This window comes from Streptomyces sp. NPDC057249, assembly GCF_042669245.1.
Lineage (GTDB): Bacteria > Actinomycetota > Actinomycetes > Streptomycetales > Streptomycetaceae > Streptomyces.
Genome location: NZ_JBHUXS010000015.1, coordinates 105,246 through 127,838 on the forward strand (window position 1 = coordinate 105,246; position 22,593 = coordinate 127,838).

Here is a 22,593-nt window from a genome sequence, read left to right on the forward strand (position 1 = left end):
CGGATTACTGTCGGACCCATGAACGGCACGGACGGCACACAGCACCCCGGGACGGCGCCCTACGGCCCCGCCGACGCCGAGCGCTGGGACCCCGAGCCGGACAAACGCCCCGGCCGCACCGCCTTCCAGCGCGACCGCGCCCGCGTGCTGCACTCCGCGGCGCTGCGCAGGCTCGCCGGGAAGACCCAGGTCGTCACGCCCGGCACCCGGAGCCCCGCCTGGGACGCCAGCCCGCGCACCCGGCTCACCCACTCCCTGGAGTGCGCCCAGGTCGGCCGCGAGCTGGGCGCCGCCCTCGGCTGCGACCCCGATCTGGTGGAGGCCGCCTGCCTCTCGCACGACATGGGACACCCACCTTTCGGCCACAACGGGGAACAGGCGCTCAACGACTTCGCCTCCGACTGCGGCGGCTTCGAGGGCAACGCCCAGTCGCTGCGGCTGCTCACCCGCCTCGAACCCAAGCGCTTCGTCCCCGACACCCGCACCGGCGACCTGGTCAGCGTCGGACTCAACCTCACCCGCGCCGCCCTCGACGCCGCCACCAAGTACCCCTGGCCCCGGGACGCCCACCCCACCGACCCCGGCTCGCCCAAATTCGGGGTCTACGAGGACGACCTGCCGGTCTTCCACTGGTTCCGCCAGGGCGCCCCGCGCCACCGCACGTGCTTCGAGGCCCAGGTCATGGACTGGTCCGACGACGTGGCGTACTCCGTGCACGACTTCGAGGACGGGCTGCACGCCGGGCACATCGACCCCAACTGCCTGGAGGCCGAGCCGGAGCGCCGGGACATCTGGGACGTGGCCGTCGGCCGCTACGTCCCCGCCGACACCGACCCGCAGGAACTCGCCGACGCGCTCGACCGGCTCATCGCCCAGGAGTGGTGGCCGCACGGCTACGACGGGTCCGCCGTCGCCCAGGCCCGGCTGAAGGACGCCACCAGCCAGCTGATCGGCCGCTTCTGCCTCGCCGCCGAGACCGCCACCCGCCAGGGCCACGGCACCGGACGCCTCACCCGTTACGCCGCCGAGCTGGTCGTCCCGCGCGCCACCCGCAACGAGTGCGCGGTGCTCAAGGCCATCGCCGACCGCTACGTGATGCAGCGTGCCGAGCAGGAGGAGATCCGCGCCGACCAGCGCGTCGTCATCGCCGAGCTGGCCGCCGCGCTCACTGCCCGCGCCCCCGAGGGGCTCGAACCGCAGCTGCGCGCGCTGTACGAGGCGGCGCCCGACGACCGCGCCCGCAAGCGGGTCCTCGTCGACCAGATCGCCGCCCTCACCGACGCCTCCGCCCGCGCCCTGCACGCCCACCTCACCGGAGCGGGCGCCCGCCACCGGGAGTGACCTGATCGGGCCACACCCCCTTCCCCCACTACGCTGCGTGCGGGACGCTCGCAGTTGGCGCCGCGCAGCAAGCACCGAGGAGGCATCACGTGGTCGACGCACATCGGACGTTCGTCATCGTCGGCGGAGGGCTGGCCGGGGCGAAGGCAGCCCAGACGCTCCGCTCGGAAGGGTTCAGCGGCCGGGTCATCCTGATCGGCGACGAGCGCGACCATCCGTACGAACGCCCGCCCCTGTCCAAGGGCTACCTCACCGGGAAGGAGGACCGCGACAGCGTCTTCGTCCATGAGACCGCCTGGTACGCGAGCGCCGAGATCGAACTCCACCTCGGCCAGACCGTCACCGCCCTGAACCGCGAGGCGCGCACCGTGGAGACGGGCGACGGCACCGTCATCCACTACGACAAGCTGCTCCTCGCCACCGGCGCCGAACCCCGCCGCCTCGACGTCCCCGGCACCGACCTGGCCGGCGTCCACCACCTGCGCCGCCTCGCCCACGCCGACCGGCTGCGCAACGTCCTCGCCGCCCTCGGCCGCGACAACGGCCACCTGGTCATCGCCGGGGCCGGCTGGATCGGCCTGGAGGTCGCGGCGGCCGCCCGCGGCTACGGCGCCGAGGTCACCGTGGTCGAGCCGGAGGCGACCCCGCTGCTCCGGGTCGTCGGACCGGAGGTCGGCCAGATCTTCACCGAGCTCCACAGCGACCACGGCGTCCGCTTCCACTTCGGCGGCCGGCTCACCGAGATCGTCGGCCAGGACGGCATGGTCCTCGCCGTGCGCACCGACGACGGCGAGGAACACCCCGCCCACGACGTCCTCGCCGCGATCGGCGCCGCCCCCCGCACCGCGCTCGCCGAGGCCGCGGGGCTGGAGATCGCCCCGCGCGAAGCGGGCGGCGGCATCGCCGTCGACGCCTCGCTGCGCACCAGCGACCCGCACGTCTACGCCGCCGGCGACGTCGCGAGCGCCGCCCATCCGCGGCTCGGGACCCGGCTGCGGGTCGAGCACTGGGCCAACGCGCTGAACGGCGGCCCGGCCGCGGCCCGCGCCATGCTCGGCCAGGACGTCTCCTACGACCGGGTGCCCTACTTCTTCTCCGACCAGTACGACCTGGGCCTGGAGTACTCCGGCTGGGCCCCGCCCGGCAGCTACGACCAGGTGGTCATCCGGGGCGACGCGGGCAAACGCCGGTTCATCGCGTTCTGGCTGAAGGACCGCACCGTGCTCGCCGGGATGAACGTCAACGTGTGGGACGTCACGGATCACGTGCAGAAGCTGATCAGGGCCGGCAGGCCGGTCGACCCGGACGCCCTGGCCGACCCCTCGGTGCCCCTGGAATCCCTGGTCTGAGGGGCCCCGGGCCGGTGTGCGGGCACCCCCTCCCGCACCCCGCGCCGGCCCGGGACCACCCCCGCCCGCGCCGTTCCTGTCCGAGCTCACCCGTAGACTTCAACGCGTGGCAGGCAGGATCAATGACGACGATGTGAAGGCGGTGCGGGACGCGGTCCCGATCGACGCCGTCGTTTCCGAGTACCTCCAGCTGCGCAACGCGGGCGGGGGCAACCTCAAGGGCCTCTGCCCCTTCCACGACGAGAAGTCCCCCTCCTTCCAGGTCAGTCCGAGCAAGGGCCTCTTCCACTGCTTCGGCTGCCAGGAGGGCGGCGACACGATCGCCTTCGTGCAGAAGATCGACCACCTGACCTTCGCCGAGGTGGTCGAGCGGCTCGCCGCCAAGGCCGGCATCACCCTGCGCTACGAGGAGGGCGGCTACAACCCCTCCCACCAGCGCGGCGAGCGGATCAGGCTGGTCGAGGCGCACAAGGTGGCCGCCCAGTTCTACGTGGACCAGCTCAACGGCCCCGAGGCCGAGATCGGCCGCGCGTTCCTCGCGGACCGGGGCTTCGACCAGGCCGCCGCCGCCCACTTCGGCGTCGGCTACAGCCCGGCCGGCTGGGACCACCTCACCCGCTTCCTGCGCGGCAAGGGCTTCAGCGACAAGGAGCTGATCACCTCCGGCCTCTCCCAGGACGGCAGGCGCGGCCCCATCGACCGCTTCCGGGGCCGCCTGATGTGGCCCATCCGCGACACCGCGGGGGACGTCGTCGGCTTCGGCGCCCGCAAGCTCCGGGACGACGACAACGGCCCGAAGTACCTCAACACCCCCGAGACCCCGATCTACAAGAAGTCCCAGGTGCTGTACGGCATCGACCTGGCCAAGAAGGACATCGCCAAGTCCAGCCGGGCCGTCGTGGTCGAGGGCTACACCGACGTGATGGCCTGCCACCTCGCCGGGGTCACCACCGCCATCGCCACCTGCGGCACCGCCTTCGGCGGCGACCACATCAAGATCCTCCGCCGCCTCCTCATGGACAACGGCAGCGCCCGCGTGATCTTCACCTTCGACGGCGACGCGGCCGGCCAGAAGGCCGCCCTGCGCGCCTTCGAGGACGACCAGAAGTTCGCCGCCGAGACCTACATCGCCATCGCCCCGGACAACATGGACCCGTGCGACCTGCGCCTGGTCAAGGGCGACGACGCCGTCCGCGACCTGGTCGAACCGCGCACCCCGCTCTTCGAGTTCGCGCTGCGCCAGATCGTCGGGCGGTACGACCTGGAGACCCCGGCCGGCCGCGCCGCCGCGCTGGACGAGGCCGCCCCCGTCGTCGCCAAGATCAAGACGGGCAGCGTCCAGCGCGAGGTCGCCGTCCAGCTGGCCGGCTTCATCGGCATCCTGGACCAGGAGTACGTCGTCCACCGGATCAACCAGCTCGCCCAGTGGGCCCGCGGCCGGGGCGGCGACCGGCGCGGTCCCGCCCCCGCCGCCCGCGGCGGCGCCCGCCACCAGCAGGTCCAGGCCGCGCCCGTCCCCTCGGGACCCGCGCTCAACCTCCGCAGCCCCGCCCACCGCACCGAACGCGAACTGCTCAAGCTCGCCCTCCAGCGCCCCGAGCTGGTCGCACCCGCCTTCGACGCCTACGGGGCCGACGAGTTCACCGCACCCCCCTACACCGCCGTGCGCCAGTGCATCGAAGAGGCGGGCGGCGCCGAGCAGGGCCTCGCCGACAGCCGCGAATACCTCGTCCGGGTCCTCGACGCCACACCCAACGAGTCCGTCCGCAAGCTGATCACCGAGCTCGCGGTCGAGGTCTTCCACGGCAAGTCCATCGACGAGACCTACGCCGGGGAACACCTGGTCAAGGTCCGCCTGCGCGCCGTCGACCGCCGGATCAACGACGTCCAGAGCAGCCTGGCCCGCCTGGGCAGCAACGTGGCCCCCGACCACCTCGCCGCCGCGCAGAACGAGGTCTGGGTCCTCCAGCAGTACGCCCAGACCCTGCGCAACCACGGAGCCGCCGCCCTCTGACGCGGGGCTGTAACGGAACGGACTCAGAAAGTCACCGCACGCCCCTCGTGGCGGCTGTGTGTCGTACCCCACACTGGATGGCGGTGCCCTGAGTCATCGGAGCGCGGCCCCACCCCCGCGGTCCGGCAGCGATCACCTGGAGGTCGCCCCCGTGCAGACCCGGACCGTCACCGAAGCCGAGCGCGCCCCGGCCATCCCCCTACAGGCGCGGGCCGCGAACCACCCCGACGTGGTCATGGAAGAGCCCGACGAGCCCCCGGAGCCGCGCGGGAGACCGGAGGCCGGGCCCACCTCGGACCTGTTCCGGCAGTACCTGCGCGAGATCGGGCGCATCCCGCTGCTCACCGCCGCCGACGAGGTGGAGCTCGCCCGGCGCATCGAGGCCGGTCTGTTCGCCGAGGAGCGCCTCGCCCGCACCCCGGACCCCGACACCCGCCTCGCCGTCGACCTGGACCGGCTCGTCGTCATGGGCCGCACGGCCAAGCGCCGCCTCATCGAGGCCAACCTGCGCCTCGTCGTCTCCGTCGCCAAGCGCTACGTGGGCCGCGGCCTGACCATGCTCGACCTCGTCCAGGAGGGGAACCTCGGGCTGATCCGCGCCGTCGAGAAGTTCGACTACGCGCGCGGCTACAAGTTCTCCACGTACGCGACCTGGTGGATTCGGCAGGCCATGTCCCGCGCCCTCGCGGACCAGGCCCGGACCATAAGAGTCCCGGTCCACGTCGTGGAGCTGATCAACCGCGTCGTCCGGGTCCAGCGCCGGATGCTCCAGGAACGCGGCTACGAGCCCACGCCCGAGGAGGTCGCCGTCCACCTGGACCTGACGCCCGAACGGGTCGGCGAGATCCTGCGCCTCGCCCAGGAACCCATCTCGCTGCACGCCCCGGTCGGCGAGGAGGACGACGTCTCGCTCGGCGACCTCATCGAGGACGGCGACGCCGCGTCCCCCGTGGAGTCCGCGGCCTTCCTGCTGCTGCGCCGGCACCTGGAGGACGTGCTCTCCACCCTCGGCGAGCGCGAACGCAAGGTGGTCCAGCTGCGCTACGGGCTGGTCGACGGACGGCCCCGCACGCTGGAGGAGATCGGCCGTCTCTTCGGCGTGACCCGCGAACGCATCCGCCAGATCGAGTCCAGGACCCTCAACAGACTCCGCGACCACGCCTCCGCCGACCAGCTCCGCGGCTACCTCGACTGACGCGCGGGCGCGTCCCCCCGGGGCAGCCGCGGAGCGGCCGTACCGCTCAGTCGACCTCGGCGACCGCCTGGGCGAACTGCGCCGCGTACAGCCGGGCGTAGGCGCCCTTCGCGTCCAGCAGCTCGTCGTGCGTGCCCTGCTCCACGATCGAGCCGTTCTCCATGACCAGGATGACGTCGGCGTCCCGGATGGTGGAGAGCCGGTGCGCGATCACGAAGCTGGTGCGGCCGTGCGCCAGGCCCGCCATCGCCTTCTGGATCAGCACCTCGGTCCGGGTGTCGACGGAGCTGGTCGCCTCGTCCAGCACGAGTATCACCGGGTCGGACAGGAACGCCCGGGCGATGGTGATCAGCTGCTTCTCGCCCGCGCTGACCCCGGAGCCCTCGTCGTCGATCACCGTGTCGTAGCCGTCCGGCAGGGTCCGGATGAAGCGGTCGGCATGGGCCGCCCGCGCCGCCTCCTCGATCCGCTCCCGGGGGACGTCGCCGGAGGCACCGTAGGCGATGTTCTCCGCGATGGTCCCGCCGAACAGCCAGGTGTCCTGGAGGACCATGCCGATGCCCGAGCGCAGGTCCGCCCGGGACATCTTCGCGATGTCCACGCCGTCCAGCGTGATCCGGCCGCCCGTCACCTCGTAGAACCGCATCAGCAGGTTGACCAGCGTCGTCTTGCCGGCCCCCGTCGGGCCGACGATCGCGACCGTGTGGCCCGGTTCGACGTTCAGCGACAGGTCCTCGATGAGCGGCTTCTCCGGGTCGTAGCGGAACGACACGTGCTCCAGCGCGACGCTGCCGCGCAGGACGCCGGGGTGCTCGCCCTCGCCCTTCGCCGGGTCGGCCGCCTGCTCCTCGGCGTCCAGCAGCTCGAAGATCCGCTCCGCCGACGCCACCCCGGACTGCACCAGGTTGGCCATCGAGGCGACCTGGGTCAGCGGCATCGAGAACTGCCGCGAGTACTGGATGAACGCCTGCACATCACCGATCGACAGCGACCCGGACGCGACCCGGAGCCCGCCGACCACGGCGATCAGCACGTAGTTCAGGTTCGACACGAACATCATCAACGGCTGCATGATCCCGCTGTTGAACTGCGCCTTGAACCCTGCCTCGTACAGCGCCTCGTTCTGCTCGGCGAAGTCCCGCGCGGACTCCTCCTGCCGGCCGAAGACCTTCACCAGGGTGTGCCCGGTGTACATCTCCTCGATGTGGGCGTTGAGCTTGCCCGTCACCTTCCACTGCTGCACGAACTGCGGCTGCGAGCGCTTGCCGACCCTCGTCGCCACGACCACCGACAGCGGCACGGTCACCAGCGCGACCAGCGCCAGCAGCGGCGAGATCCAGAACATCATCACCAGCACGCCGATGATCGTCAGCAGGGAGTTGATGAGCTGGCCCATCGTCTGCTGCATCGTCTGCGAGATGTTGTCGATGTCGTTCGTCGCCCGGCTCAGCACCTCGCCGCGCTTGGCACGGTCGAAGTACGAGAGCGGCAGCCGCGACAGCTTGGTCTGGATGTCCTCGCGCAGCTGGAACACGACCCGGTTGATGATCCGGATCGACAGCCGCGTCGACACCAGCATCAGCAGCCCCGCGCCGACGTACACCGCCAGCGCCATCAGCAGGACGTCGCCGACCGCGCCGAAGTCGATGCCCTGCCCCGGCGTGAAGTCCACCCCGGACAGCATGTCGGCCAGGCCGCTGTTGCTCCTGCGCAGACCCTCGACGGCCTGCTCCTTGGTCGTCCCCGCGTCCATGGACCGGCCGATGACCCCGGCGAAGACCAGGTCGGTCGCCTTGCCGAGGATCTTCGGGCCGACCACGGAGAGCCCGACGCTGAACGCCACCGCGACCAGCATCACGTACAGGGTGTTCTTCTCGGCGGCGAAGCGCTTGAGCAGCCGCTTCGAGGACCCCTTGAAGTCCATGGACCGCTCGGTCGGCGCCCCGCCCGCCATCATGCGTCCGCCAGGCCCGGCCATTACGCGGCCTCCGCTTCCGTCAGCTGGGAGAGCACGATCTCCCGGTACGTGTCATTGCCGTCCATCAGCTCGTGATGGGTGCCGGTCCCGACGACCCGCCCCTCGTCCAGCACGATGATCCGGTCGGCCTCCCGGATGGTGGAGACCCGCTGGGCCACGATCACCACGGTCGCCTCGGCGGTCTCCCGCCCGAGCGCCGTGCGCAGCGCCGCGTCGGTCGCGTAGTCCAGCGCCGAGAACGAGTCGTCGAAGAGGTAGATCTCGGGGCGCTGCACCAGCGTCCGCGCGATCGAGAGCCGCTGGCGCTGACCGCCGGACACGTTGGTGCCGCCCTGCGCGATCGGCGCGTCGAGCCCCTGCTCCAGGCCCTGGACGAACTCCTTCGCCTGGGCCACCTCCAGCGCGTGCCACAGCTCCTCGTCGGTCGCGTCCGGATTCCCGTACCGCAGGTTCGTCGCGACCGTCCCGGAGAACAGGTACGGCTTCTGCGGGACCAGGCTCACCGTCTTCGCCAGCAGCGCCGGGTCCAGCGTCCGTACGTCCGCCCCGTCGACGAACACCTGGCCGTCCGTCACGTCGAACAGCCGGGGTACGAGCCCGAGCAGCGTCGACTTCCCGCTGCCCGTCGACCCGATGATCGCGGTCGTCTCGCCCGGCCGCGCCACCAGGTCCACCGCCCTCAGCACCGGCTCCTCGGCGCCCGGGTACCGGAAGTCCGCGCCGCGCACCTCCAGGTGCCCGTGGGCGCGCAGCTCGCGCACCGGCTCGACGGGCGGGACGACGCTGGACTCGGTCTCCAGGACCTCCTGGATGCGCTCCGCGCACACCTCGGCGCGCGGCACCATCATGAACATGAAGGTCGCCATCATCACCGACATGACGATCTGCATCAGATAGGCGAGGAACGCGGTCAGCGCGCCGATCTCCATGCCGCCGCTGTCGATGCGGTGCGCACCGAACCAGACCACGGCGATGGACGACACGTTCACCACGGTCATCACCGTCGGGAACATCAGCGCCATCAGCCGGCCCGTCGACAGCGCCACGTCGGTCAGCTCGGTGTTGGCGCCCCGGAAGCGCCCCTCCTCGTACGTGTCGCGCACGAACGCGCGGATGACGCGGTTGCCGGTGATCTGCTCGCGCAGCACCCGGTTCACCGTGTCGAGCCGCTTCTGCATCTGGCGGAACAGCGGGCGCATCTTCCGCACGATCAGGCTGACCGCGATCCCGAGGACCGGCACCACCGCGAGCAGCACCGCCGAGAGCGGCACGTCCTGGCCCAGCGCCATGATGATGCCGCCGACACACATGATCGGCGCCGACACCATGAGTGTGAACGTCATCAGGACCAGCATCTGTATCTGCTGGACGTCATTGGTCGTACGGGTGATCAGCGACGGGGCGCCGAACCGCCCGACCTCGCGCGAGGAGAAGGACTGCACCCGGTCGAAGACCGACGCCCGCACGTCCCGTCCGAGCGCGGACGCGGTGCGGGCGCCGATGTAGACGGCCCCGATGTTGCAGACCACCTGGGCGACGCTGACGACGATCATCACGCCGCCGTACTGGAGGATGTAGCCCGTGTCCCCGCGCACGACACCGTTGTCGATGATGTCCGCGTTGAGGGTCGGCAGGTAGAGCGTGGCGCAGGTCTGCAACAGCTGGAAGACGACCAGCACCGCGAGTGGTTTCTTGTACGGACCGAGATAGGCCCGCAGGATTTTTATGAGCACGCGTGTCTCTCGGAGTCGGCGTAGGGCGGGGGAGCCGACCCATCTTCCGGCACCGCTCGCCGGGACCGCGAACGTTTTTATTCAAGTCCAGGTCAAAAAACGGACCCGGTCCATAATTCCGCGGCCCCTCCGCACTCACCGTGTCGGGTCGAACGCTCCCGGGTGGATCTGGTCCCGCGTCGCGATGTACTGCTGGCGCACCGCCTGCCCCACGGCCAGTTCCTCGCCGGGCTCCAGCACCTGGGCCGCCGCGCCCTGCCAGGCCGGGGGAGTGCGCCCGTCGAGCGCCCCCTGAGAGACCCCGAGCGCCCAGGCGGCCTGCCGGGCCGCGCCCCGCGCCGCGTACTGGGCGGGCTGCGGCACGACCACCTGGGTGCCCAGCAGCGCGGGTGCCAGCTGCTGTACGGCGGGCAGCTCCGCCGCCGCGCCCAGCAGGAAGACCCGCCGCACCTCCACGCCCCGGCCGCGCAGCACGTCGAGCGCGTCCGCGAGGGAGCACAGCATCCCCTCGAACGCGGCCCGCGCCAGATGCTCCGGCTTCATCGACTCCCGCCGCAGCCCGCACAGCGTTCCGGCGGTGTGCGGCAGCTGCGGGGTGCGCTCGCCCTCCAGATACGGCAGGAGCACGAGCCCCGAGGAACCGGGCGTCGACTTCAGGGCCAGCGCGGACAGGGCGTCCAGCCCCTCCACGTCCAGCATCTCGGCGGTCCCGCGCAGCGCGCGTACCGCGTTCGACGTGTGCACCACCGGCAGGTGCATGCCCGTCGCGTCGGCGAACGAGGTGATCATCCCGGTCGGATCGGCCAGCGCCTCGTGGTGCACGGCCATCACGGAGCCCGAGGCCCCCAGCGACACGACCGCGTCCCCGACCCCGACGCCCAGGCCGAAGGCCGCCGCCATGGTCTCGCCGGTCCCGGCGGAGATCAGCAGCCCCTCCGGCGTCATCCCGGCGGCATCGGACGGACCCAGCACCTCCGGCAGCGCGGCCTGGTGCCCGAGCGCCAGCTCCACCAGGTCCGGCCGGTAGGACTCGGTCCCCGCCGACCAGTACCCGGTCCCGGACGCGGCTCCCCGGTCGGTGGTCCGCCGGGCCGGCCGCCCCAGCAGCTGCCACACCAGCCAGTCGTGCGGCTGGAGCACCGCCGCCACCCGCTGTGCCTGCTCCGGCTCGGACCGCGCCAGCCAGCGCAGCTTCGCCACCGGCTGCGCGGACTGCGGCACCGCGCCGACCGCCTCGGCCCACGCCTGCCGCCCGCCCAGCCCGTCGATCAGGTCGGCCGCGGCGGCCTGCGCCCGCTTGTCGTTGCCGAGCAGCGCCGGGCGTACCAGGTTGCCCTGGTGGTCCAGGGGCACGAGCCCGTGCTGCTGCGCGGAGACGCCGATGGCCTGCACCCCTTCGAGCAGCCCGCCGGTGGCGGCCTCACCGAGGGAGAGCAGCCATGCCTGCGGGTCGGCCTCGGTGGCCTTGGCCTCGACGGGGTGCGGGGCGTACCCCTCGCGCAGTACGGCGCCCGTGTCCGTATCGCAGACCACGATGTGTGTGAACGCGGAAGAACTGTCCAAGCCGGCGACTATGCCCATACACAGATTCTGCCGCACCCCCGGAGGTTTCCCGTACCGGTGGCGCGGCAGAAGTGACGGCGGAGGAGCCGGCTAGGTGTTGGTGGTCCCCCAGTCGTCCTCGGCGCCGTTCCCGCGTCCCCGCATGGACCGGACCCGGTCCGTCACGGACGCCGGCACCTTGTCGCCGACCTTCTCGCCCACGACGTGGTACGCCTTCCCCGCGAACTCCCGGCCGCTCTGGGCCGCCGTCTCGCAGGTGTTGCGCACGGCCGGGTTCTGGGCGAACTGGCGCGCGGACTTCTTCAGCTGCTCGTAACGCTCGCGCCCGGCCCGCGTGCCGAGCACGTATCCGAGGGCCATTCCGGCGATGAACGTGAGCCGGTACCGCATGGCTGCCACCCTTCCTTCGCTCCGTGCGACGTGTGCTGCCCGCCTACCCGCAGACGCCCGAGATCACCCCGGCCGATACCGATTGGCAAAGCACCCCCCTGCTTGCGCTAATGTATGTGTCGCAGCGAGCGCGCGCCGCCCGGCATCCGCCAGGCAGGTACGTTCGAGGCACCGCAGCAATCCCCTGTAGCTCAATTGGCAGAGCAGCCGGCTGTTAACCGGCAGGTTACTGGTTCGAGTCCAGTCGGGGGAGCGCGATCCCCTGTAGCTCAATTGGCAGAGCATTCGGCTGTTAACCGGAGGGTTACTGGTTCGAGTCCAGTCGGGGGAGCGATCGGAAGAGGACCCCTTCGGGGTCCTTTTTCGTGTGCCCGGAACCGGGCGGCGAGCAGCGCCGTCTTCATGGTCATCAACAGCCGGGCAGCCGCAGCGCGAGTTCGTATGACCGGCTATGCTGCGGCAGACGGTGCGCACACTTGTACGCGCCACGCCGAGACGGGGCGGTAGCTCAGCCGGTTAGAGCAGCGGACTCATAATCCGTCGGCCGTGGGTTCGAGTCCCACCCGCCCCACCGAGCAGAATCGATCTGACCTGCGAAAACGCAGTTTTGCGGCCGTTGTCCGTGCGGTGCTCGCCGCACGGGTGCGATGCTGGGCCGCTTTCGCTCGGCGGCGGTACCGTCACGCTCGCCTGACCTGACCTGACCTGACCCGCAGTGAGCCGGGACGGCGGTGCGGGGGTTGAGCCGTCGCACCGCCGGGCCGCCGGCCGGATCGCGTAGCAGCGTGGTCGATACCATTCCGCGTGACCGAATCGCTGACCGAATCCGATGCCGCTGCCGGTGAGCCGGTGGCCCGGGGGCGGATATTCGCCGACCTGACCCCGCTGCGGACCTCACCCGACTACCGGCGGCTGTGGTTCGGGAACACCGTGTCCTGGATCGGGCAGGGGATGACCGCGCTCGCGGTCTCGTTGCAGGTGTACGACCTGACCGGGTCGGCGTTCTCCGTCGGGCTCATCGGGGCGTGCTCGCTGGTGCCGCTCGTGGTGTTCGGGCTGTACGGCGGCGCCGTGGCGGACACCGTGGACCGGCGGAAGCTGGGGCTGGTCAGCGCGTTCGGCTCGTTCCTGCTGTCGGTGGCGCTCGTCGGGGTCACCGTGGCCGGGGTGGAGCAGGTGGGGGTGCTGTACGGGGTCGTCGCGCTCCAGGCCGTCTGCTTCGCGCTCAACTCGCCCGCCCGCAGCTCGATGATCGCCCGGCTGCTGCCGGCCGAGCAGCTGCCCGCCGCCAACGCGCTGAACTCCATGACCAGCACCACCGGCACGCTCGTCGGGCCCATGCTCGGCGGCCTCATCGTCGGCTGGTGGGGCTACCGGGCCGCGTACGGCGTCGACGCCGTCACCTTCACGGCGTCCCTCTACGCGATGTGGCGGCTGCCCTCCATGCTGCCCGAGCGGGACGGCGCGGCGGACCGCAGACGCGCCTCCGTGCTGGACGGGCTGCGGTTCCTCGGGACCCGGCCCAATCTGCGGATGACCTTCCTCAGCGACCTGTGCGCCATGGTCCTCGCCCAGCCCCGCGCGCTCTTCCCCGTCGTCGCCGTGCTCTGGTACGGGGGCGACGCGAAGACCACCGGACTGCTCGTCGCCGCACCGGCGCTCGGGGCGCTCCTCGGCGGAGTGTTCTCCGGATGGCTCGGGAGCGTCCGGCGGCACGGTCTCGCGGTCCTGGTCGCCGTCGCCTGCTGGGGCGCCGCCGTCGCCGTCTTCGGGCTGACCCGGCAGCTCTGGCTGGGCATCCTGTTCCTGGCGCTCGCCGGGGCCGCCGACACCACGTCCATGGTCTTCCGCAACACCATGCTCCAGGCGGCCGTGCCGGACGAGCTGCGCGGACGGCTCCAGGGCGTCTTCATCGTGGTGGTGGCCGGCGGGCCCCGGCTGGGCGACTTCCTCGCCGGGTCCGCCGCCGACCTGACCTCGCCCGGCCTCGCCGTGACCGGCGGCGGGATCGCGTGCGCCGTCGCCGTGGGGCTGCTCGCGCTGCGGTGGCCCGCCTTCGCCCGGTACGACGCACGCGCCCCCGAGGCGTGACGGGACTACGACTCCCGCTCCAGCTTCGGCATCTCGCCGGCCGTCGTGCCGCTGTCGAACACCGAGAACGGTGCGCCCTGCGGGTCCGTGAGCGCGGCGAACCTGCCGAACGGGATGGTCATCGGGCCGAACCGCAGCGTCGCACCCAGCGCCTTCGCCTTCTCCACCGCCGCGTCGCAGTCGTCCACCGCGAAGTACACGTTGATGTACGACGGCACCTCCGCCGGGAAGTCGTCCGTCATCCTCATGCGGCCCAGGACCGGGTCCGCGCCCAGGTCGTAGAGCGTGAAGTCGGCCCCGTCGTCCACCATGCGCTGCACGCCGTACCCGAAGACCGCCGGGAAGAAGGCGTCCGCCTTCTCCGGGGCACGGGTGAAGATCTCCGCCCAGGTGAAGGCGCCGGGGACCATGCCGGCCTCGAAGCCCCGGTGGCTGCCGGGCTGCCATACGCCGAAGGTCACCCCGCCCGGGTCGGTGGCCAGCACCATCGTGCCGAACTCGCCGACCCGCATGGGCTCCACCAGGACGGTGCCGCCGTTGTCGCGGATCTTCGACGCGGTGGCGGCCGCGTCCGGCGAGGCCAGGTACAGGCACCAGCCGGTCGGCATCCCGCCCGGGCCCGGCGGCATCAGCGCGGCGACCGCCTTGCCGTCCACCTGGGCCTGGGTGTAATTGCCGTACTCCGGCAGCGATGCGCCGAACGTCCAGCCCAGCAGCTCACCGTAGAAGCGTTTCGCGCCCTCCAGATCGGTGAACGTCGCATCGGCCCAGCACGGGGTGCCCTCGGTCGTCTCTGCGGGCATCGTGGTCATCTCCTCGTACGAGTGAACGCCCCCTGTTCACGCTAGTGCCGCGTCAGCCTTCACGCCCCCTGCCCGTCGGCTCGCGGGCCCGCCACCGAGCGGGCCACACCCAGGTCCACCAGGTCCTGCGGACGCAGCCGCAGTTGGCCGGCCGTCTCCCGGACCCGGTCCGGGGAGCGCTTCAGGATCGCGGCGGCGAGCTCCGGCGCGATGACGGAGAAATAGCTGTCCGGCGCGACGTGCGTGTTGTCCGGCGCGGCCAGCGCCAGCGCGCCGCCCGAGCCGCCCTCGCCGATCACCAGCGTCGTGACCGGGACCCGGGCCGCCGCCACCGCGGCGAAGGCGTCCGCGATGGCCGCCCCCGCACCCGCCCGCTCCGCCTCCGCGTCGTTGGCCGCGCCCGGGGTGTCGACCAGCGTGAGGACCGGGACGCCCAGGCGGTCGGCGAGCCGGATCACCCGGGCCGCCGTGCGGTACCCGGCCGGACGCGTCGCCGTACCGCACTGCGCCACGTACGCCACCGCACGCCCCTCGCGCACCCCGAAACCGCAGAGCAGCCCCGGGTCCGTGCCCCCGCAGCGGTCGCCGCTCAGCGGAAGGCGCGCGTCGAAGTAGGCGTCCAGATAGGCCCCGGCGCGCGGCCGGTCCGCCGCCCGCGCGCGGAGCACCGCGTCCCAGCCCGTCTCCGGCGGGTCCGTCGCCGCGAGCGCCGCCGGGACCGGGGCGGGGGAGGACGGGGTGTCCCGGTGGGCGAGCAGGCCGAGCCAGCGGCCCACCACGGCCGGCAGCTCCCCGGACGCCACGACCGCGTCGACCGAACCGGCCGCGAGCTGGCCCTCGGCGGTGTACGCGGCCGGGTCGGCGTCCGCCGGGCGCACCCGCGACCCGGCGAACCCGATCTGCGCCCCGGGCACCGCCAGGATCACGTCCGCGCCCGCGCCCAGCGTGGCCCAGCCGCCTCCGGTCGTCGGGTCGCGCAGCACCGCGAGCTGTGCCGGGCCCGCCGCCCGCAGCCGGGCCGAGGCGCGGGCCACCCGCTGGAGCTGGGTCAGCGCGATCATGCCCTCCTGCATGCGGCTGCCGCCCGTGGCGATGAGCGAGACGAGCGGCAGCCTCCGGGTGATCGCCTCCTCGTACGCCGCTTCGAGCCGGTCCCCGGTGCGCTGCCCGAGCGACCCGCCCAGGAAGCCGAATTCGAACGAGATCAGCACACAGGGGTGCCCGCCGACCGTGGCGGTGCCGTGGACGACGGACTCCTGCTCGCCGGTACGCGCCGTGGCCCGGGCCCGTGACTCGGCGTAGCCGGTCCAGCCGAGCGGGCCGTCGCCGGCGGTGCCCCCGGCGGGGGCGGGCAGCTCCGTGAAGTCGTCGGCGAGCGCGGCGATCGCCTCGCGCGCCGTCAGCCGCTCAGCCATGGAGCGCCCGCTTCATGATCTTGCCCAGGTCGTTGCGCGGCAGCGCGTCCAGGTAGCGGACGGTGCGCGGGCGCTTGTGCGGGGCGAGCTGGGCGGCGACGTGGTCCGCGAGCTGCTCGGCGGTGGGCGGGGCGGCCGGGTCGGCGGGCACCACCCAGGCCACGATCCGCTCGCCGAGGTCCGCGTCCGGTTCGCCGGTGACCGCCGCCTCCCGCACACCGGGGTGGTCGAGCAGCGCGTTCTCGATCTCGCCGGCGCCGATCTTGTAGCCGCCGCTCTTGATCAGGTCCGTCGCCTTGCGGCCGACGATGCGCACATAGCCGTCCGGGTCGAGCGTGGCCATGTCGCCCGTGCGGAACCAGCCGTCGGCGGTGAGCGCGGCGGCCGTCGCGTCGGGCCGGTTCAGATAGCCCGTGAACAGGTTGGGGCCGCGTACCTGGATCTCGCCGATCGCGTCCGCGCCGGTGAGCGGGGTGCCGTCCTCCTCGACCAGGCGCAGCTCCACCCCGCGCAGCGGCGGGCCGACCGTGCCGGGGCGCGGGGCGCCGTCGGCCCGTACGCCGGTGTTCATCAGGGTCTCCGTCATGCCGTACCGCTCGATGACCCGGCGGCCGGTCGCCGCCGCGATGCGCTCGTGGTCGTGGACCGGCAGTGCGGCCGACCCGGAGACCAGCAGCCGGGCGCCCGCCAGCGCCTTGGCGAGCCCGGCCGACGCGTCCGGGTCCGCCAGCGCCTCCGCGAGCCGGTGGTACATCGTCGGCACCCCGAACAGCATGGTGCCGCCCGCGCCCAGCTCCCGGGCCACGCCCTCCGGCGAGAACCGGCCCAGATGGCGCACCGAACCGCCCCGGCGCAGGGGGCCTAGGACGCCGAGGATCAGCCCGTGCACGTGGAAGAGGGGGAGCGCGTGCACCAGGACGTCGTCGGCGGTCCACCGCCAGGCGTCCTCCAGCGCGTCCAGCGACGCGGCGAGCGCCCGGCGGGGGAGGACGGCGCCCTTCGGCGGGCCGGTCGTCCCGGAGGTGTACACGACGAGCGCGGGGGACTCCGGGTCCGGCTCGGGGAGGGTGGCTGCGGGGGCGGTGTCCGGAGGCGTGGTGGTGACGTCGAGGCGTCGGAGACCGGCCAGTGCGGGTGGCAGCGCGTCGTCGGGTGCGGCGAGCACCAGTGAGGGCGCGCTGTCCGCGACGATGTGGGCCAGCTCGCGTTCCCCCGTCTTCGGGTTCAGCGGGACGGCCGGCACCCCGGCCCGGAGCGCGGCGACGACCGCGACGACGGTGGACGCGGTCGGGGTGGCCCAGACGGCGACCCGGCCCGCGCCGGTGAGGCGGGCCGCCAGGGCGTCCGTGATCCGGGCCAGCCCGGAGTAGCTGAGGGTCACGTCGTCGAACCGGACGGCCTCGCGAGCGGCTGCCGGACCGGACGCGTGCTGGAGTGCGGGCAGAAGTGGCATCACCCTGCGCACCCTAGAGCGCGGCACTGCCCCCGGCCCCGGAACCGGCGCGAATGAGGCCCGCTTCACGCCCCGGCGCGGCAGTCCGCCCCGCGCCCGGTGCGCGTGCCGCGCCCCTCACCCGTCCCCGCGCACGTTCCGCATGCGCCCGTACGCGTACACGCAGCCCGCCAGCGCCAGGTCGGACAGGAGCATGAAGCCGATCGAGTACGAGTCCTTCGCGCTGTAGATCGCGCCCATCACCAGCGGCGGCACGAACCCGCCGAGCCCGCCCATCGCGCCGACGATGCCGGTCACACTGCCCACCTTCGCCTGCGGGGTGACCTGCGAGACCAGCGCGAAGACGCTGCCGCTGGCCGTGCCCAGGCCCGCCGCCATGACCAGCAGCGCGACCGTGCCCGTCGGGTCCAGCCGCGGGTCGAAGGCCTGGACGATCGCCATCAGGGCGGCCACCCCCAGGGCCACCGAGGTGACGAGCGCCGGGTGGACGCGGTCCGACAGCCAGCCGCCGATCGGCCGGAAGATGACGGTGACCAGGGCGAACCCGGCCGCCTTGGTGCCCGCGTCGGTCGGCGTCAGCTCGTACCACGTCTTGAGATACGTCGGCAGGTACACGCCGAACGCGACGATGCCGCCGAAGCCGATCGCGTACAGCGCGGACAGCTCCCAGGTGACCCGCAGCCGGCCCGCCGCGCCCAGCCGGTGCGCCAGCGAATCCGTCGGCACCTTGCGGCCCGGGTGGTCGTTGATGAGCAGCCCGGAGAGCGCCGCGTACACCACGAGGGCGCCGGCGACCACCAGGAACGGCAGGTTGTCGCCGTGCTCGGCGATGCGCGGGGTGAAGTAGCCGGACAGTGCGACACCGCCCATGCCCATGCCGAAGACGCCGAGTGCGAGACCGCGTTTGGCGGGCGGGAACCACGAGTTGACCAGCGGGATGCCGATCGCGAACGTCGTGCCGCCGACGCCGAGCAGGAACCCGACGGCGAGCATCGCCCCGTACGAGTTCTTCGCCGGGATCAGCAGCAGCACCGGCAGGACGGTCAGCGCCGAGGTCAGCGGGAACATCAGCCGCGCCCCGAACTTGTCGGTCAGCGCGCCCACCGGAATCCGGCCCAGCGAGCCGACCAGCACCGGCACCGCCACCAGCAGCGACTGCTGGAACGAACTCAGACCGAGGCGGTCCTTGTAGTCCCCCGACATCGGCGCGATCAGGTTCCACGCCCAGAAGGTCAGCGTGAAGCCGATCGTGGCCATGATGAGGTTCCGGTACGCGGCGGAGCCCGGGGCCTCCACGGGTGCGGGTGACTGCTTCGCGGCTGTGTCCACACGGCCAGTCAAGGACGGCCGCGGACCGCGGGCCCGTCGGCCTGCTCCGTACGGGGGACAAGGTCCCGTTCTTCGCATATGGGGCGAAGCTGAGACAATGGGGACCATGGATCGTCTGGACAGGGAAATCCTCGGTGTCCTCCAGGAGGACGCCCGGATCTCGTACCGCGACCTGGGCGTACGGGTCGGACTCAGCGCCAACGCGGCGGCCGACCGGGTCCGGCGGCTGCGTAAGGACGGCGTCATCCGCGGCTTCACGGTGATCGTGGACCCGGCCGCCGACACCCGCACCGGGCTCGTCGTCTTCATCGACGTGACCCTGCGGATGGACACCACCAACGAGACCTTCGAACGGGCGGTGCTGACGCTGCCCGGCATCACCGAGGTGGTGCACGTGACGGGCGGCCACGACTACCTGGTACGCGCCACCGCCGCCGACACCGCGGCCCTGGACGCCCTCCTGCGCCGTCTCAAGCGCGAGGCGGGCGTCGCCCACTCGAACACCCGGGTCGCCCTGCGGGCCGGGCCCGGTCCGTGACCGGCGCCCTCACAGCGGCGCCTGCCAGGTCACCGTCTCCGCCCGCGTACCGTCCGGCTCGCGCCCGTCGTCCGCCACCGTGAGGCGGACCGCGCCCCGGCCGTCCGGCAGGGTGGCCGTCGCGTCCACCTCCACCTCGATCGCCGAGACCCCGGCCCGCCGGTGCGCCGCCGCCAGCGCGCCCCGCAGCGCCGCGAGCAGCCGCTCGCCGACCGGCTCCGCCACCAGCGCGTCCACCGCCCCGGCGAAACGCACCGACGGCTGGAAGCCGAGCACCGCCGCCGCGCCCCCGGTCTCCCGCAGCACCTTGCCCCGGAAGGTGGCGGGCGCCTCGGCGGGCGGCTGCTGGAGCGCGAAGATGGCCGTCCGCACCTCCTGGATCGTGGAGTCCAGCTCGTCCACGGCCGTCCCGAGCAGTTCCCCCGTCTCCCCGGCACCGGCCCTGCGGCGCGTCGACTCCAGCATCATCTCGGTGGCGAACAGCCGCTGAACGACCAGATCGTGCAGGTCCCGGGCGATCCGGTCGCGGTCCTCGTACACCGCCAGCCGCTCCCGGTCCTGCTGCGAGTCCGCCAGCACCAGGGCCAGCGCGGCCTGCGAGGCGAACTGGGCGGCCAGCAGCCGGTCCAGGCCGGTGTACGGGCGCGCTCCGCGCCGCCGGGGCAGGGCGAGCGTCCCGATGAGCCGGCCCCCGCTCTGCAACGGCAGCATCATGCTCGGCCCGAACCGCGACCGTACCGGCGTCGTCATCCGGGGATCGGTCGCCGAGTCCTCGATGAACACGGCCTCGCCACCGAGCAGCTGCTCCAGGACGGGGGAGCCGGGGGCGATCGCCGTGCCCACCAGACCGGCCGGGTCCTCGTGCGTCGAGGCGACCACGATCTCCATCCCGCCCGCGTCGGTCGGCTGGAGGATCACCCCGGCCGAGGCGTCGCTGAGCAGCCGCGCCCGCTCCGCCACCGTCGTCAGCGCGTCGGACGGGTTGGCGCCGGTGAGCAGGGTGTTGGTGACGGCCGCCGCGCCCTCGATCCAGCGGGCCCGCTGCCGGGCGCTCTCGTACAGCCGGGCGTTGCCGATCGCGATGCCCGCCTGCGCGGAGAGGACCTTCAGCAGCCCCGCGTCCGTCTCGGTGAAGTGCCCGGTGTGCTTCTCGGCGAGGTAGATGTTGCCGAAGACCTCGTGGTGCACCCGGATCGGGGCGCCGAGGAACGAGCGCATCGGGGGATGGCCGGGCGGGATGCCGGTGGCACGCGGATCGGCCGTCAGGTCGTCGGAGCGCAGCGGGCCCGGTGCGTCCACGAGTGCGCCGAGCATGCCGGTGTGCCCGTCCGGGAAGTCACCGATCGCTGCCTGCTCGTCCTCGGTCATCCCGCACACGTACAGCTCGCGGATCGTGCCGCGCCCGGGGTCCAGCACGCCCAGCGCCCCGTACCGGGCGTCGGTCAGGGCGGTCGCGGTGTCGATGATCTGCTGGAGCGTGGCCCGGAGTTCGAGGTCCGAGCCGACGCTCAGCACGGCCTCCAGGAGCCGGGGCAGCAGCGGCGACCGGGGCAGGCCGCGGTCCGGGTGCGCCCCCGGCGGCCGGTCCGTCATGTGCCGGTCCCGCCGCGGGTCAGCTCGCCAGCGGGTCGAGCACCAGGGGGCTGATCTCGCCCTCCATCATGGCGCCCAGGCCGAGGATCGCGCAGGTGTCGGGCCGCTCCGCGATGTGCACCGGCACGCCGGTCGCGTCCCGCAGCATCCGGTCGAGGCCGGGCAGCAGGGCGCTCCCGCCGACCATCATGATCCCGCAGTCAGCGAGGTCGGCGACCAGGTCGGGCGGGCAGTCCCGCAGCACCTTGCCCACACCGTCGAGGACGGCGGTGAGCGGGCGGTGGATCGCCTGCCGGATCGCGGCGGTGTCGACCTGGACGGACCGGGCGAGGCCGGTGGCGACGTCCCGGCCGTGGATCTCGGTGACCGAGGGGCCCTGCGCGGTCAGCCCGTTGCCGTGCAGGGCGAGCTGGAGGGGGCGCACGGACTGGCTCGGCAGCATCAGCTCGTGGTGCTGGCGCAGGTGCTGGATGACCGCGTGGTCGATCGCGTCGCCGCCGACCGGGAGGCGTACCGCCGTCACGATCGAGCCGAGCGAGAGCACCGCGATCTGCGTCGTCGCGGCCCCGCACACCATGATCATGGTCGCGGTCGGCTGCTCGACCGGGAGCCCGCTGCCGACGGCCGCCGCGATCAGGGTGTCGACCAGCTCCACCCGCCGGGCGCCGAGGCCGACCAGGGTCTCCACGGACGCCCGCCGCGCGAGCGGGTCGCTGTCGTGCGGGGTGCAGGCGGCGGCGCGCAGCCAGGGCTTGCGGCGCAGCTGGCGCCGGAGTTTCTCGCCGAGCAGGTGGCGCAGCATGCGCTGGGCCATCTCGATGTCCACGACGGTCCCGCCGGACACGGGCCGGGCCACCCGGATGTAGTCCGGGGTGCGGCCCGTCATCTGCTCGGCGAGCGCGCCCACGGCGATGAGCGAGCCGGTACGGGTGTTGACGGCGGCGACACTCGGCTCGTCCACGACGAGGCCGGGCCCCTTGACGTACACCCGGGTGCGGGCGGCCCCCAGGTCGACGGCGACGTGGCAACGGCGCAACTGCTCAAGGCTGACGGTCACGGCGGGTTCCTCCCGAGAGCGTTGAGGGCGACCGACGGACAGCCGGCTCTCCTGAAAGCCTGCGCCGTTCGGGGCCCCCGCGCCCGCTGGACTGAGCCGGAGGGGGGACCACCTGACGGCGTGTCGAGCGCGTCACGCGCGATCCGGCCGGTCAGGCGATCGAGGCCCTCAGCCCCCCGGAACCACCCGCTGCAACAACCCCCACGTGAACTCCGCGACACACGCACCCGCCCCGTCCCCCACCCCCAACGCCCACCGCGTCGGCGCGCTCCCCTCCATCGGCCGCGCCGGGGCGAAGGCCCGGGCGACCTCGTCCACCGTGCACGACCACGGCACCAGGTCGTCCACCGTCCGCAGCACCGGCACCGCCGCACCCCGCGCCCGTACCAGCCACTCGTTCCACACCGCCCCGCCCGGCGCCACCATCACCTCGAACCGGAGCTCCGGCCAGAGCGGAACCGGCCACAGCAGCACGTCGAACGCCAGGTCGCCGAGGACCCGGCGGCCTGTCGACTCCGGCTCGCCGAGCACCGACCGGTAGCGTCGCAACGCGCCCCGCCCGCGCGGCGCCCGGACCATGGCCTGCCACCGCCGGTTCGCCTCGCGCATCTCCGCGAGCGACGCGCTCAACTCGTGCCGGGCGTCCTCCACCAGACCCGGCTGGTGGTCCGCCATCCGGCGCAACAGGACGAGCTGGAACTCACGGGGCCCGAAGCGGGGCCCGGAAGGGGCGGCGGCGCTCATGGACCCC

Annotated in this window: 17 protein-coding genes and 3 tRNA genes; 9 read left to right on the plus strand and 11 right to left on the minus strand. The window is 72.9% G+C overall.

Going from position 1 to position 22,593, the window contains the following annotated elements:
- Positions 1 to 18 precede the first annotated feature (18 nt).
- The 4 genes from ACFUJY_RS25815 (at position 19) to ACFUJY_RS25830 (ending at position 5,899) form a co-directional block, all read left to right on the plus strand.
- Positions 19 to 1,341, plus strand: a complete 1,323-nt coding sequence (locus tag ACFUJY_RS25815; protein WP_383303937.1) for a deoxyguanosinetriphosphate triphosphohydrolase — start codon at positions 19 to 21, stop codon at positions 1,339 to 1,341.
- An 89-nt stretch (positions 1,342 to 1,430) separates the two neighbouring features.
- Positions 1,431 to 2,690, plus strand: coding sequence for an NAD(P)/FAD-dependent oxidoreductase (locus tag ACFUJY_RS25820; RefSeq protein WP_383303940.1), 1,260 nt, complete (start codon positions 1,431 to 1,433; stop codon positions 2,688 to 2,690).
- 106 nt (positions 2,691 to 2,796) lie between these two features.
- Complete coding sequence (gene dnaG / locus ACFUJY_RS25825) at positions 2,797 to 4,704, plus strand: DNA primase (protein ID WP_383303942.1); 1,908 nt, start codon at positions 2,797 to 2,799, stop codon at positions 4,702 to 4,704.
- A gap of 151 nt (positions 4,705 to 4,855) precedes the next feature.
- A complete protein-coding gene (locus ACFUJY_RS25830) occupies positions 4,856 to 5,899 on the plus strand; it encodes an RNA polymerase sigma factor (protein WP_383303945.1) in 1,044 nt (347 codons plus the stop codon).
- A gap of 46 nt (positions 5,900 to 5,945) precedes the next feature.
- Here the strand turns inward: ACFUJY_RS25830 and ACFUJY_RS25835 are convergent, their stop codons facing one another.
- The 4 genes from ACFUJY_RS25835 to ACFUJY_RS25850 form a co-directional block, all read right to left on the minus strand.
- A complete protein-coding gene (locus ACFUJY_RS25835; protein WP_383303948.1) occupies positions 5,946 to 7,877 on the minus strand; it encodes an ABC transporter ATP-binding protein in 1,932 nt (643 codons plus the stop codon).
- On the minus strand, positions 7,877 to 9,610 hold the full coding sequence (locus tag ACFUJY_RS25840; RefSeq protein ID WP_383303950.1) for an ABC transporter ATP-binding protein: 1,734 nt from the start codon (positions 9,608 to 9,610) through the stop codon (positions 7,877 to 7,879). The genes ACFUJY_RS25835 and ACFUJY_RS25840 overlap by 1 nt, the downstream gene beginning before the upstream one ends.
- A 135-nt stretch (positions 9,611 to 9,745) precedes the next feature.
- Positions 9,746 to 11,191, minus strand: a complete 1,446-nt coding sequence (locus ACFUJY_RS25845) for an FGGY family carbohydrate kinase (RefSeq protein ID WP_383303952.1) — start codon at positions 11,189 to 11,191, stop codon at positions 9,746 to 9,748.
- A 72-nt stretch (positions 11,192 to 11,263) separates the two neighbouring features.
- A complete protein-coding gene (locus ACFUJY_RS25850) occupies positions 11,264 to 11,563 on the minus strand; it encodes a YtxH domain-containing protein (protein WP_383304153.1) in 300 nt (99 codons plus the stop codon).
- Positions 11,564 to 11,743: 180 nt separating this feature from the next.
- On the opposite strand from ACFUJY_RS25850, the gene ACFUJY_RS25855 reads away from it, so the two are divergent.
- The 4 genes from ACFUJY_RS25855 to ACFUJY_RS25870 all read left to right on the plus strand — a co-directional run bounded on the left by ACFUJY_RS25855 (position 11,744) and on the right by ACFUJY_RS25870 (position 13,654).
- Positions 11,744 to 11,816 (plus strand) — tRNA-Asn (locus tag ACFUJY_RS25855).
- Between the two features lie 5 nt (positions 11,817 to 11,821).
- Positions 11,822 to 11,894 (plus strand) — tRNA-Asn (locus tag ACFUJY_RS25860).
- Positions 11,895 to 12,060: 166 nt separating this feature from the next.
- Positions 12,061 to 12,134: transfer RNA gene (locus ACFUJY_RS25865), tRNA-Ile, on the plus strand.
- Positions 12,135 to 12,367: 233 nt separating this feature from the next.
- Positions 12,368 to 13,654: an MFS transporter gene (locus tag ACFUJY_RS25870; RefSeq protein ID WP_383303955.1), complete on the plus strand. Its 1,287-nt coding sequence runs from the start codon at positions 12,368 to 12,370 to the stop codon at positions 13,652 to 13,654.
- Between the two features lie 5 nt (positions 13,655 to 13,659).
- Here ACFUJY_RS25870 and ACFUJY_RS25875 read toward each other — a convergent pair whose 3' ends face one another.
- From ACFUJY_RS25875 to ACFUJY_RS25890, 4 genes are all read right to left on the minus strand, one after another.
- Positions 13,660 to 14,466 carry a VOC family protein gene (locus ACFUJY_RS25875; RefSeq protein ID WP_383303958.1) on the minus strand — a complete coding sequence of 269 codons (807 nt, stop codon included), beginning with the start codon at positions 14,464 to 14,466 and terminating at the stop codon, positions 13,660 to 13,662.
- Between the two features lie 50 nt (positions 14,467 to 14,516).
- Positions 14,517 to 15,872 carry a carboxyl transferase domain-containing protein gene (locus ACFUJY_RS25880; RefSeq protein WP_383303960.1) on the minus strand — a complete coding sequence of 452 codons (1,356 nt, stop codon included), beginning with the start codon at positions 15,870 to 15,872 and terminating at the stop codon, positions 14,517 to 14,519.
- Positions 15,865 to 17,325 (minus strand): acyl-CoA synthetase, encoded by a 1,461-nt coding sequence (locus ACFUJY_RS25885; RefSeq protein ID WP_383304154.1) that lies wholly within the window; start codon positions 17,323 to 17,325, stop codon positions 15,865 to 15,867. The genes ACFUJY_RS25880 and ACFUJY_RS25885 overlap by 8 nt, the downstream gene beginning before the upstream one ends.
- A gap of 117 nt (positions 17,326 to 17,442) precedes the next feature.
- Positions 17,443 to 18,654, minus strand: a complete 1,212-nt coding sequence (locus ACFUJY_RS25890; RefSeq protein WP_383303963.1) for a nitrate/nitrite transporter — start codon at positions 18,652 to 18,654, stop codon at positions 17,443 to 17,445.
- 106 nt (positions 18,655 to 18,760) lie between these two features.
- On the opposite strand from ACFUJY_RS25890, the gene ACFUJY_RS25895 reads away from it, so the two are divergent.
- Entirely contained in the window at positions 18,761 to 19,192 is a 432-nt protein-coding gene (locus ACFUJY_RS25895) for an Lrp/AsnC family transcriptional regulator (protein WP_383303965.1), read from the plus strand.
- 9 nt (positions 19,193 to 19,201) lie between these two features.
- On the opposite strand, the gene ACFUJY_RS25900 is transcribed toward ACFUJY_RS25895, so the two are convergent.
- The 3 genes from ACFUJY_RS25900 to ACFUJY_RS25910 all read right to left on the minus strand — a co-directional run bounded on the left by ACFUJY_RS25900 (position 19,202) and on the right by ACFUJY_RS25910 (position 22,586).
- The gene (locus ACFUJY_RS25900) at positions 19,202 to 20,785 is read right to left on the minus strand and encodes a GAF domain-containing protein (RefSeq protein ID WP_383303967.1); all 1,584 of its coding nucleotides are present in this window, start codon (positions 20,783 to 20,785) and stop codon (positions 19,202 to 19,204) included.
- A 19-nt stretch (positions 20,786 to 20,804) separates the two neighbouring features.
- A complete protein-coding gene (locus ACFUJY_RS25905) occupies positions 20,805 to 21,842 on the minus strand; it encodes a rod shape-determining protein (RefSeq protein WP_383303969.1) in 1,038 nt (345 codons plus the stop codon).
- Positions 21,843 to 22,010: 168 nt separating this feature from the next.
- On the minus strand, positions 22,011 to 22,586 hold the full coding sequence (locus tag ACFUJY_RS25910; RefSeq protein WP_383303972.1) for a hypothetical protein: 576 nt from the start codon (positions 22,584 to 22,586) through the stop codon (positions 22,011 to 22,013).
- Positions 22,587 to 22,593: the final 7 nt, after the last annotated feature.

Excerpts from the sequence above, each read along its gene's own strand:
- ACFUJY_RS25815 (WP_383303937.1), top strand. The coding sequence starts at position 19 with ATGAACGGCACGGACGGCACACAGCACCCCGGGACGGCGCCCTACGGC.
- ACFUJY_RS25835 (WP_383303948.1), bottom strand. The coding sequence starts at position 7,877 with ATGGCCGGGCCTGGCGGACGCATGATGGCGGGCGGGGCGCCGACCGAG.
- ACFUJY_RS25845 (WP_383303952.1), bottom strand. The coding sequence starts at position 11,191 with ATGGGCATAGTCGCCGGCTTGGACAGTTCTTCCGCGTTCACACACATC.
- ACFUJY_RS25850 (WP_383304153.1), bottom strand. The coding sequence starts at position 11,563 with ATGCGGTACCGGCTCACGTTCATCGCCGGAATGGCCCTCGGATACGTG.
- ACFUJY_RS25875 (WP_383303958.1), bottom strand. The coding sequence starts at position 14,466 with ATGACCACGATGCCCGCAGAGACGACCGAGGGCACCCCGTGCTGGGCC.
- ACFUJY_RS25880 (WP_383303960.1), bottom strand. The coding sequence starts at position 15,872 with ATGGCTGAGCGGCTGACGGCGCGCGAGGCGATCGCCGCGCTCGCCGAC.
- ACFUJY_RS25885 (WP_383304154.1), bottom strand. The coding sequence starts at position 17,325 with ATGCCACTTCTGCCCGCACTCCAGCACGCGTCCGGTCCGGCAGCCGCT.
- ACFUJY_RS25895 (WP_383303965.1), top strand. The coding sequence starts at position 18,761 with ATGGATCGTCTGGACAGGGAAATCCTCGGTGTCCTCCAGGAGGACGCC.
- ACFUJY_RS25900 (WP_383303967.1), bottom strand. The coding sequence starts at position 20,785 with ATGACGGACCGGCCGCCGGGGGCGCACCCGGACCGCGGCCTGCCCCGG.
- ACFUJY_RS25910 (WP_383303972.1), bottom strand. The coding sequence starts at position 22,586 with ATGAGCGCCGCCGCCCCTTCCGGGCCCCGCTTCGGGCCCCGTGAGTTC.